The organism is Streptomyces dysideae, from assembly GCF_001514305.1.
In the GTDB taxonomy this organism is placed as follows: Bacteria; Actinomycetota; Actinomycetes; order Streptomycetales; family Streptomycetaceae; genus Streptomyces; species Streptomyces dysideae.
Window position 1 is genome coordinate 133,708 of record NZ_KQ949102.1, and the last position, 10,548, is coordinate 144,255.

The 10,548-nt window shown below is 69.4% G+C and carries 9 protein-coding genes and 3 pseudogenes; 7 read left to right on the plus strand and 5 right to left on the minus strand.

Features of this window, described 5'->3' with window-relative positions; genetic code table 11:
- Positions 1–191: 191 nt before the first annotated feature.
- Complete coding sequence (locus tag AQJ91_RS34290; RefSeq protein ID WP_067029385.1) at positions 192–1,331, minus strand: PucR family transcriptional regulator; 1,140 nt, start codon at positions 1,329–1,331, stop codon at positions 192–194.
- Between the two features lie 86 nt (positions 1,332–1,417).
- Between AQJ91_RS34290 and AQJ91_RS34295 the strand changes: the two genes are divergently transcribed.
- The 4 genes from AQJ91_RS34295 to AQJ91_RS34310 all read left to right on the plus strand — a co-directional run bounded on the left by AQJ91_RS34295 (position 1,418) and on the right by AQJ91_RS34310 (position 6,704).
- On the plus strand, positions 1,418–2,473 hold the full coding sequence (locus tag AQJ91_RS34295; RefSeq protein WP_067029387.1) for a ferredoxin reductase: 1,056 nt from the start codon (positions 1,418–1,420) through the stop codon (positions 2,471–2,473).
- Between the two features lie 7 nt (positions 2,474–2,480).
- Positions 2,481–3,599: a fatty acid desaturase family protein gene (locus AQJ91_RS34300; RefSeq protein ID WP_067029389.1), complete on the plus strand. Its 1,119-nt coding sequence runs from the start codon at positions 2,481–2,483 to the stop codon at positions 3,597–3,599.
- Positions 3,600–4,044: 445 nt separating this feature from the next.
- Complete coding sequence (locus AQJ91_RS34305) at positions 4,045–4,470, plus strand: zinc-binding dehydrogenase (RefSeq protein ID WP_234383212.1); 426 nt, start codon at positions 4,045–4,047, stop codon at positions 4,468–4,470.
- A gap of 518 nt (positions 4,471–4,988) precedes the next feature.
- Positions 4,989–6,704 (plus strand): MFS transporter, encoded by a 1,716-nt coding sequence (locus AQJ91_RS34310; RefSeq protein ID WP_067029391.1) that lies wholly within the window; start codon positions 4,989–4,991, stop codon positions 6,702–6,704.
- 410 nt (positions 6,705–7,114) lie between these two features.
- On the opposite strand, the pseudogene AQJ91_RS50555 reads toward AQJ91_RS34310, so the two are convergent.
- A pseudogene (locus AQJ91_RS50555) lies at positions 7,115–7,335 on the minus strand (D-arabinono-1,4-lactone oxidase); the annotation flags it as partial.
- Between the two features lie 170 nt (positions 7,336–7,505).
- Between AQJ91_RS50555 and AQJ91_RS58770 the strand changes: the two are divergent.
- Positions 7,506–7,931, plus strand: a pseudogene (locus tag AQJ91_RS58770) (helix-turn-helix domain-containing protein); the annotation flags it as partial.
- Here AQJ91_RS58770 and AQJ91_RS34315 read toward each other — a convergent pair.
- The 3 genes from AQJ91_RS34315 to AQJ91_RS34320 all read right to left on the minus strand — a co-directional run bounded on the left by AQJ91_RS34315 (position 7,898) and on the right by AQJ91_RS34320 (position 9,839).
- Positions 7,898–8,521, minus strand: a complete 624-nt coding sequence (locus AQJ91_RS34315) for a TetR/AcrR family transcriptional regulator (RefSeq protein ID WP_067029393.1) — start codon at positions 8,519–8,521, stop codon at positions 7,898–7,900. The pseudogene AQJ91_RS58770 and the gene AQJ91_RS34315 sit on opposite strands and share 34 nt — an antisense overlap.
- Positions 8,522–9,008: 487 nt before the next feature.
- Positions 9,009–9,137: a hypothetical protein gene (locus AQJ91_RS57530; RefSeq protein ID WP_267891267.1), complete on the minus strand. Its 129-nt coding sequence runs from the start codon at positions 9,135–9,137 to the stop codon at positions 9,009–9,011.
- 453 nt (positions 9,138–9,590) lie between these two features.
- Complete coding sequence (locus AQJ91_RS34320; RefSeq protein ID WP_067029395.1) at positions 9,591–9,839, minus strand: hypothetical protein; 249 nt, start codon at positions 9,837–9,839, stop codon at positions 9,591–9,593.
- A gap of 41 nt (positions 9,840–9,880) precedes the next feature.
- On the opposite strand from AQJ91_RS34320, the pseudogene AQJ91_RS34325 reads away from it, so the two are divergent.
- A pseudogene (locus tag AQJ91_RS34325) lies at positions 9,881–10,123 on the plus strand (amidohydrolase family protein); the annotation flags it as partial.
- Positions 10,124–10,237: 114 nt separating this feature from the next.
- Positions 10,238–10,548: hypothetical protein (locus AQJ91_RS34330; RefSeq protein WP_159054713.1), on the plus strand; the 311-nt coding region annotated here is incomplete at its 3' end.

Here is a 10,548-nt window from a genome sequence, read left to right on the forward strand (position 1 = left end):
GCCACCGCGCTTCTCAGAGACAGCGCCCCCGACCGGCTTCCCGAGGCCTTGTCTGGTCTTCACGTCACCCCCGGTCTCAAGCTGGCTCATACCGCTCTTCCCCGGGCCGCATGAGCCAGCTGATGGCACCGAGAACGAGGCACGATTCCTGGACCGCTCGCGGACGCGGTCGTGGACGGTCGAAGTACACGTCAGCTGACCCGAAGACCGACCGCCAGCGTCAGTTCAAGGACCCGGTGTGGCGATGCGAGATCCGGAAACAGCTCCCGCAGCTGCGACATCCGGTACCGGACCGTCTGGGGATGGACGAACAACGCCGCCGCCACCTCGTCCCGCCTGCCCTGGTGCAGCAGCCACGCCCGCAACGTCTCCTCCAGCCGCCGTGCGGTTGCGACAGGCAAGGTCCGCAACGGTGCGAGGGCTCGGGCACGCAGGTCTGCGAACGCGTCCACGTCGGCGCTCAGCACCAGCTCGGGCAGGTGGTCCTCGGTGTCGCGAATATCAGAGGAGAGGGAGCGCGCGCGTACGGCTCGTGCGTACGAGGCGGACGCACGAGTCCACGGCCGGGCCGGGCCGACCACGGCGGTGCGGTCGGTCAGCTGCCGCAGGAGATGTGATCGGTCGGCATCGGGGACGAGCAGCACACCGGTGGCGTCCGGCAGATCGTCGAGGACGAGGGTGCTCGGGTCGAGCGCGCGGTAGGCAGGCCGGGCCTGGGCGGCGGGCAGCAGGACCGCGGTCAGCGAAACCGGAGGCTGCCACCCGGCCCGTTGAACAGAGGCCAGCAGCACGTCCGGGCTCGCGCCGGCGAGGAGGTCGCGGGCCAGGTGTTCCAGGTGGCGCTCGTGGGCCCTGCCCCGGGCGGCCAGTTCGTCGGCGTGGCCCGCGGCGCTCGCGGCGGAGAGCTCGTCGATGTAGGCGAAGGTCAGCTCGGCGAACTTGGCGACCTCGGCGGCGGGCAGACCTGCGGGTACGGCACCCGCTGCCAGGCATCGCCAGGCCACGCGGGCGCCGACGCGGTAGGCGCTGAGCAGGGCGTCCATCGAACGGCCGTCGCGCACCTCGCCGCGGCCCAGCTCGTAGGCTGCGTCACCGGCGTCGCCGCCTGTGGCGTTCCCGCTCGCGAGGTCCAGGTAGTGCCCCAGGGCGGTGCGGACGGCTCGGCGGATGGTGCCGCCCATGCGGCCCGAAAGGGCGTTGGCGTAGGAAGGGACCTCGTCGATGATCGCCTGTACGACCTCGTCGGCGGTGGTCTTCAGCGCGGCCCGAAGTGCGGTGGCCGTCGTCTCATCCAGGGCCAGTTCGCCGGCCCTCCGGATTGCATGGCTCACGTTTTGTTCCCTGCGAACAATTCAGCCGACCAGATTTACGTCCTGCGGTCAGGACTTTACGCCTTGAGGCGCAGCAAGCTGGAGCCATGACGAGTACAGCCCTCCGCAGCAGGGCGCGGAAACTGCTGGAGATGGTCACGACGCCGCTGCTGCCGTCGGACTACCTCGACCTGGTCAGCCCGCTGCGTGCGGGCGCTGACCTGCGTGGGCGCATCGAGGCCGTGCACCCCGAGACGAATGACGCCGCGACCGTCGTGATCAGGCCGGGACGGGGCTGGCGCGGCCACACGGCCGGTCAGTACGTGCGGATCGGGGTCGACGTCGACGGGGTGCGCCTGTGGCGTGCCTACTCCATCACCTCGCCGGCAAACCGCCAGGACGGCCGCGTCACGATCACCGTGAAGGCGATCCCGGACGGCAAGGTCAGCAACCACCTGGTCCGCAGGGCGAAACCGGGCACGCTGATCCAGCTCGACCAGCCGACCGGTGACTTCGTGCTGCCGCAGGCCAAGCCCGCCAAGGTGCTCTACCTGACGGCCGGCAGCGGCATCACGCCCGTGATGGGCATGCTGCGCGACACCGAGTTCGACGACGTCGTCATGGTTCACTGCGCGCCACGGCCGCAAGACGTGATCTTCCGTAATGAACTGCACGACCTGGTCGCGGACAAGAAGCTGCGGCTCACCGAGGTGCACACCGACACCGACGGCATGCTCGACATCGCCCGTCTCGGCGAACTCGTGCCCGACTGGGCCGAGCGCGAGACCTGGGCTTGCGGGCCCGCGGGCCTGCTCGACGCCGCCGAAGAGCACTGGACCGAGCACGGCGTACAAGAGCGCCTGTACACCGAACGCTTCCGCCCCAGCACCGTCGTCACCGGCGACGGCGGCGAGGTCACGTTCAGCGCCACCGGCAAGACCGTCGACGCGGACGGCGCCACGCCGTTGCTGGACATCGGCGAGGAGGCCGGCGTGCTCATGCCCTCCGGGTGCCGCATGGGCATCTGCTTCGGCTGCGTCACGCCGCTCAAGGCGGGCGCCGTCCGTGACCTGCGCACCGGCGAGATCACCGAGGCCGAGCCGGGCGTCCTCATCCAGACCTGCGTGTCCGCCGCGGCGGGCCCCTGCGACATCGAACGGTAGGAGCACCTTGACCGCCATCGACCCCACCGCCCACCTGACCGCGGAGCAGATCGAGGAGCTTGGCCGCGAGCTCGACGCGATCCGCGACGAGGTGATCGCCGGCCGCGGCGAGAAGGATGCCGCCTACATCCGTAAGGTCATCTCGGTGCAGCGCAAGCTCGAGCTGGTCAGCAGGGGCGTGCTGCTGTTCTCGATCTTCCCGCCCGCGTGGCTGCTCGGCACCGCCGGTCTGTCCGTGGCGAAGATCATGGACAACATGGAGATCGGCCACAACGTCCTGCACGGTCAGTGGGACTGGATGCGGGACCCGAAGATTCACTCCACCACCTGGGAATGGGATCACGTCTCGCCGTCCGAGCAGTGGAAGCACTCGCACAATGAGCTGCACCACACGTACACCAACGTGATCGGCAAGGACAACGACCTCGGCTACGGCATCATGCGCGTCGACGAGGACCAGAAGTGGCACCCGTTCCACCTCGGCCAGCCGCTGTGGAACTTCATCAACGCCTGCTTCTTCGAGTACGGCATCGCAGCGTACGACCTGGAGCTCGGCAAGAACCTGCACAAGCGCCGCCGCAAGAACCCGGAGTTCCGCGCGCGGGCCAAGGCCGTGGGCCGCAAGATCCGCAAGCAGGTGCTCAAGGACTACGTGATCCACCCGCTGCTGTCGGGCCCGTCGTTCCTCACCACGCTCGCCGCCACGTTCACCGCGAACCTGGTCCGCAACATCTGGTCCCACTCGGTGATCATGTGTGGGCACTTCCCCGAGGGCGTACAGGTCTTCGAGCGCCGCTCGATCAAGGGCGAGACGCGCGGCCAGTGGTACCTGCGCCAGATGATGGGCTCGGCGAACATCAGCGGCAGCAAGGCCATGCACTTCATGACCGGCAACCTGTCGCACCAGATCGAGCACCACCTGTTCCCGGACCTGCCGAGCAACCGGTACGCCGAGGTCGCGGTGAAGGTGCGCGCGTTGTTCGAGAAGTACGAGCTGGAGTACGTCACCGGGCCGCTGCCCAAGCAGGTGTTCTCCGCGTGGCACAAGGTCTTCCGGCTCTCGCTGCCGAACAAGAAGCCCAAGGTCAAAACGCCGGACCGCGAGCAGGAGCTCGTCGCCGCCTGATTCCCGGTATTGGTTCAGATCTCTCGGCCGTACCGGCGGCACCGCCGGGTTCGGTGGGATCCGTTGCGGACGGTGGGCGACCGCGACGTCAGACCGTACGGCACGGGATCCGGGGCAGCCAGTGTCCGGCTGCGCTGCTGCCTGGACGTGCGCCAGGAGCCCAGCACACAGCCCCCGGCGAGGTGTTGTAGTGCGCTGACCTGCCATGGTCGGGCCGGTAGTCGGGTGCGTACGCGCACTCGGTTTGCCGACGGGCGGGCTGGGTGGAAGGCATGGGCTGTGACGCGGACACTGCCGGAACCGATGCTCGCCGCCCCTGTGTCCGACCCTGTGCTGCTGCCGGGGTGGGCGGGTGAGCCGAAGTTATGGATGGGGTTTCGTTCTGTCCGTTGTCCACTGTGGGCATGGGCCAGGGCCCTCCGGTGTGAAGGACCCTGGACCAGTGGTGACGTCGGTTCTGGCACCGTGTGTCGCGCTGGACCCGACCTCGGCGGACTTCGCCGACGCGGTGGACCAGGCCACGGGCGGACGGGGCATTCAGGTCGTGTTCGACTTCGCGGGCGTCCCCGCGGCCCGCGCACAGGCCACCGCCGCGCTCGGTCCCGAGGGGGTCCTGGTCCTGGCAGGGCTCACGCCGGAGCCGAGCACCATCGGCGACAGCATGGGCTTCTGCGTCCAGGGCAACCAGATCCGCGGCCACTACGGCTCCGGGCCCGAGCACGTGGAAGAGCTCATCGGCCTGGCCTCCGCCGGGCGGATCGACCTGGCCCCGTCCATCACCGCCCACGTACCCCTGGCCGACGCGGCGGACGCCGTCGCCCGCCTGGAGAAGAAGATCGGCGACCCGATCCGGCTCGTACTCACGCCCTGACTCCGCGGCCCCGCCCGATCCAGGAGGAGCCCCTCCGGCAGCACGTTGCCGGAGGGGCTCCTCCTGCGAAGTGCGCTCGGGCCTCTGTGGCCGCGGACAGCGGCACATGGAGCGACACGAAGTCGCTGGTCCCTACGAGTTCATCCCCTCATGAAGTGCCCGGATCCCCGCGGGGATCCACACGGGCACCTGGTGATCATCCCGTCGGCCGAGGCGCCCTCGCGACAGCTGCGCGCTCCCCCAGCGGAGCCACATGGGTCGCCGATCCCGTCGCAGCGCCCACTTGCGGGTGCCCGCGGCAAGCGGCGCCCGCGCGGTACCCCTCGGCGCGGCAAGCGAGCACCCCACTGGGCGACGCATCTCACGACAGCTACGTGACACCGGGCTTGATCTATCGACTTTGTCGGGTGATAAAGTCTGTCGAACGGATGCTCGCGGCATTCCCTGCCGTTCCGTGCACCCGCCCCCTGCCCGCAGGGGCATCGCGCGGACCCCCCTTCGCGAAAGGAACCCAGCACATGCGTGTGTTCATAAACGAACCGGTCGAGAGAATGAACGGGCCCTACGCCCGGCGCTGGTGGGCTCTGCTCGTGCTCTGTCTGAGCCTGCTGATGATCGTGATGGCCAACACCGCCCTCACGGTCGCAGCTCCCTCCATGACCCAGGACCTCGGCGTGTCCAGCACGGACCTGCAGTGGGTGATTGACGGCTACACCATCCCTTACGCCGCCCTGATGCTGCTGTTCGCCGCGATCGGCGACAAGTACAGCCGACGCGGCGCGCTCGTTCTCGGGCTCGTCCTGTTCGGCGGCGGAGCGATATGGGGTTCACTCGTCGACAGCGCGACCGGGGTCATCGCGGCCCGTGCGGTGATGGGTGTCGGCGCGGCGCTCATCATGCCCGCCACGCTCTCCCTCCTCGCCGCGACCTTCCCGCGCGCCGAGCGGACCAAGGCGATCACCTTGTGGGCGGGCACCGCCGGTTTCGCCATCGCCGCCGGACCGCTGATCGCGGGCATGCTGTTGGAGAGCTTCAGCTGGCAGTCCACCTTCCTGATCAACGTTCCCGTGATCGCCCTCGCCATCGTCGGCGTCTTCGTCCTGGTACCGCCGTCCAAGGCCATGCACGCGCCGCGGATCGACTACGTCGGTGGACTGCTGTCGGTGGTGTGGATCGCCGCGCTGGTCTTCATGTTCATCGAGGCCCCGCACGGCTGGGACGCCAAGGCGGTCACGGGCACGGTCATCGGGGTCGTGGGGCTCGTGGCGTTCGTCCTCTGGGAGCTGCACCACCCGCACCCCCTCCTGGACCTGCGCCGCTTCGCGAACCGCGCGTTCACGGGTGCCAACATCGCCGTCGTACTGTTCTTGCTCGCGGTCTTCGGCGCCTTCTTCTACCTCACCCAGCACCTCCAGTTCGTCCTGCGATACGACGCGTTGGAGACCGGCATACGCATGCTGCCGCTCGCCGGCGCGGTCTTCGCCGGCTCCGTGCTGACCGGCTACCTCACCCCGCGCATCGGCATGAAAGCGACGATCGTCGCGGGCATGGTCGGCGGCACGATGGCACTCGCGCTGCTCACCCAGGTCGACAAGTCGTCGTCGTACGGCGATTTCGTGGCACCCCTCATCGCACTCGGGCTCGCGATCGGCCTGGCGCTCTCGCCCTGCACGGACGCGATCATGGGTGCATTCCCTGAGGAGGAGCTGGGCGTGGGCAGCGCGGTCAACGACACCTCGCAGGAACTGGGCGGGGCGATCGGCATCGCCATACTCGGTTCGCTGCTGTCGACCTCGTACTCGTCGAACCTGTCGGACGCAACCGACGGCAGCAAGCTCCCGGCCGACGCACTGAGCCAGGCGCAGGACTCGGTCTCCGCCGGGTACGGGGTCGCCGAGGGCATCGGCGACCAGGCACGGCAGCTCGCCGAACGAGCAGCGCGGGCGACCGACCCGCAGCAGGCCGCGCAGCTCCAGGAGCAGGCCGACCAACTCGCCAACGGCGCCCACCAGATGGCGGACGCGGTCGGCTCGTCCTTCGCGGACGCGGTGGCTCACACCAGCCTGGTGGGCGCGGCGATCCTGGGAGTGGGGGCGGTGTCCGTGGCCCTCCTGCTTCCGGGCAAGGGCCGTAGCGCGGAAGTAGGGGCGGTGAATAAGGCCAAGGCTGGAGCAGGGGTCAAGACCTCGGTCGCTCAAGAGAAGGAGCCCGAGCTCACTCACTCGAATCCGTGATCCCTCGTCATGTTCCTCGCGGTCCCCGCCAGAAGGCCGCCAGCCTCCGGGCCCGGTGTGACTGTTCTCCCCTGTCGATCGGTCGGCCTGGGGGTGGTGTCACCGGGCTCGAGGGGTGCGCTGCCCCGAGTTTCGTAGAGTCCGAGGCCTGCCCCGTTGGGTGGAGTCAGTTCGGCCTGCTCGTGCGTGGGGACACCGGGCATGTGCCCGGTGTCGATCAGATGCCGGCGGCGCCAGACGTAGATGGTCTGCATCGCTGATGCCCAGGAGCTTGGCCACCTCGGCGACCTTCCGGCCGGCGGCGACCAGATCGAGGGCGGCGGAACTCGGGCGGACAGCTACGGGCATGACAGCCTCCGGAGGCTGCTGGCCCGTGCCTTCGGCCCGCGCCGTAGGCACCCGTGGCCGGTTCAGTCGCCCAGGACCCGTCGCAGGTAGGGGTTTACGAAGCGCCGGTCCGGGGCGAGACGGTCACGCAATGCGGTGAACTCGCCGACGCGCGGGTAGGTCTCGGTGAAGTGGTCGGCGTTGCGGGTATGAAGCTTGCCCCAGTGCGGGCGCCCGTCGTACGCGGCGAGATGCGTTCCGCCGCTGTGAAGTACTGGTGATAGGGCGTGCCCCGGTACACGTGGCCGAGCCGTGCCCGCGACCCGGCTACCAGGGTGACCAGTCCGGAGGCGGCGTGTCCCATCTGGCCCTCTGTCACCACACTCCGCATCTCGGGGGAACCTCACCTCGTGCGCCAGGGGCGGCGCCATGCCGACATCTGCCGAGCAATGAGCGGGTCCGGACGTGGACCACGGGTGGGCCGGAGCCTTGCGTGATCCCGCGATCGGGGCTGCTCTGCGCGCCATCCATACCGATCCCGTCCACACGTGGACGTGGAGAAGCCGGCGGTCGAGGGTGGGCTGTGCCGTGCTGTATTCGCCCGTCGGTTCACCGAGATGGTCGGTTCGCCGCGGCTCGCCCATCTGAATCCGGTGGCGCATGACCTGCGCGGGGCGCCTCCCGCGTGAGGACAACTCCCCGCTGCACGCGATCGCCCAACCCCTCGGTTACCCCTCGGAGTTCGCCTTCGCCAGAGCCTTCGCGCGCGAGTACGGCGTGGCGCCGGGGCAGGCCGCACGAGCTGGCACCCCTGAGGTTCAGGGGCCCCGGAACCAGACTCCACCGCCGGTCGTCGTCGAGCTCGGTCAGAACGCCGGGACGGCCACGAGACTCAGCTGACCGCGTGCCAGCGCCACAACGGAGGCGATGAAGGCTTGCAGGCAGGTTGCCTCAGCCTCTTCGTCGGGGTGGGTCAGGCGCTGCATGACGAGCCCGTCGAAACCGGAGAGGAAGAATCGCGCGACTGTTTCTGCGGGCTCGGCCAAGGGTTGACCCGCACGCTCGGCCGCCTGCGTCACGAGCCTCGCCGTCACTTCGACCACGCCACGATAGTGGCTCTCAAGGGCTTCGTTGAGCGCGGGCGTGCGGAGTGCGAACATGCTCAGCTCCGAGAGGAGGAGGTGGTGGCCCGGCTTCTCGCGCACCGTGCTCCAGAGGGCTGAGGCCAATGTGCCGACCGTCTCCTCGAATCCGGCATCCTCCGGAACGGCCTGCTCGACCTGCGCCAGCAGCTCCGCCGTGAGCTGTTCCATGACGGCGCGGTAGAGCCCCTCCTTCGTGCCGAACGTGTAGTGCACGGTGGCTTGAGCGACGCCCAGTTCGGTGGCGATGGCACGGGTGCTTCCGGCCGAGACTCCTTCTCTCGTCATGAGGTCGATGGCTGCTTTGATCAGTTGAGGGCGGCGCTCGGCCGCTGGGACATGAGCCATGGGCCCATATTACCGACTTAGTCTCACGAGCAAGTCGATTGAACAAGCAGCCATTGAGAGTGGGCCGCAGCCCACACGCACGAGCCTGGCGAGGACGGGGATCGGCCTGCTTTCGCGCCTTCTCAGGCGGCGGGCATTTTCTGCGGCTGTCGCCCTCGGGGCTGCGTCGCGCCGACGACGGTCAGGCTGAGAGAAGCGACCAGGCGTCCAGTCGGGTCGATGACCACCGCGGCGGCGAGCATCCTGTGTTCTACCCGGAGGAGTGGCCCAGCGCCCTGGCCAGGCTCAACGTGGCTCCCACGGCGTCGGGGAGAGCATGAATGCACACAGTCACTCGTGGACGCGTGGTGGACCGGCCCGTTGGCGCGTCCCCGGGCTTGAGCGCAGTTCACGGACCGCCTTGCGGCCGTGGTGTCCGCGCGGGAGCGGGCCGTTTGGCCCGCGGGCCTGACGCCGCGATCCAATTCAACTCCGCGTACGGTTCGAGTCAGGAGGGTGCGGAGTCCTCGGTCGGCCGGCTGATCGGCGTCGATCTCGCGCGCTCGTCGCCGATGGCCCCGGCCTCCGTCAGCGCCTGGCGGAGGCCGGCCTGGGCCGATGCGCGGCTCAGCGACATCGCTCAGCCGGTCCACCAGCGCCTTCGTGGCCAGCGGCTGCAGCAGCCCCCCCCGGCCGCCCCGACCAGGGCGCACAGCAGGCCGAGAGCGACGGCCCACCGGTGCGGCCGGACATACGCGTTGACCTTGAGTCGGTGGTGCCGGCTTGGAGGCGGTCGCGGTGCCCTCTGGGGAGTGCCGAGGTCCAACTCGTCGGATCCGGCGGTCGGGCCCGGCTTGGATGCCAGGACGTTTCCGGCCCGTCGGCTATCTGGAATGCCAGGCCTCCGTACCGACCCGCTGCCGGCTGGACGATCAGCCGGATGCAGGCGGGCAGCGTCGGCGGTCGGCCTACGCGGAGGTGGATGTCACCGGGCCCCCGTACAGGCTGACGCCCGTGCTGGAGTCCGGGCCGGTCACGCAGGCGCCGGGCCGGCGCCGCGGGTCCCGGACGGTGATACGTCTACCCCGCCTCAGGACTCCAGGGCCGCAACGGCCCTCTCCCGCGACCATCCGAAGGCGCGACACAGAGCAGCGGGCTTCGCCTCGACCATCGTGTCCACGAACCGGGCCGCCGCCCGCGCGTCACGCTCGGCGCGGCTGCCGTGCGACGGCACGGAAAAGACCCGCGCGGTCAGCTCGATGACGCAGCTGGCCCAGCCGGGGCCCTCCTCGACACCGTAGTTGGTGATCAGCAAGCGACGGCCCAGCTCGGTCAGCACCTGGTCGAACGGACTACCGGCCGGCCCCGTTCAACCCGCAGGAGCGGATCGGCGTGCCGGAGATCCTCCGGGCGTACACGGCAGGCTCGGGCCATCTGCACCGGCGTCCGGCCACCCTGGCGCCGGGCTCCCCTGCCGACGTCGTGGTCCTCGACGTCGACGTGCTGCGGGAAGGACCGGACGCCCTGTGCGAGGCACAGGTGGACCTCACGATCGCCGGCGGCCGACTCGTCCACGACCGGCTGGCGGGGCAGCAGCAGAGCCCCCCGGCGCGGGCCGCTTGACGGCCGAACAGCAGGAAGAAATCCACCACTTGACCGCGAAGAGTTCCGTCCTGCCGGGCGCCGCTGGTTCCGAGCGCTGCTCCCCAGGCCGTACATCTAGAGAGGAAGGCAGTCATGACGACGACCCAGTTGTGTACCGTGCAGTCCCCCACGACCGGCGTCAGCACCCGGGTCGAGGGGTGGAATTGCGGACTGGTCACCCCCGAAGTCGTCTGGAAGGGAGTGATCGGCGCCGCGCGCGCAGTCATGGCGGGCGACGACCAGCGCGAGCTGATCAAGATCACCGTGGGCGGCGACGTGCTCTCCGACCATGCCCTGATGCCGGCTCCGGACGGCAGCGAATCGCCGGACGAGTGGTTGACCAGGATGCAGCAGAAGTTCGGCGCGGACACCCCGATTCTGCTCTACGCGCGGGAACTGACCTC

Coding starts and splice junctions, on each gene's coding strand:
- AQJ91_RS34295 (WP_067029387.1), top strand. CDS start 1,418: ATGACGAGTACAGCCCTCCGCAGCAGGGCGCGGAAACTGCTGGAGATG.
- AQJ91_RS34310 (WP_067029391.1), top strand. CDS start 4,989: ATGCGTGTGTTCATAAACGAACCGGTCGAGAGAATGAACGGGCCCTAC.
- AQJ91_RS34315 (WP_067029393.1), bottom strand. CDS start 8,521: ATGGCTCATGTCCCAGCGGCCGAGCGCCGCCCTCAACTGATCAAAGCA.
- AQJ91_RS57530 (WP_267891267.1), bottom strand. CDS start 9,137: ATGTCGCTGAGCCGCGCATCGGCCCAGGCCGGCCTCCGCCAGGCGCTG.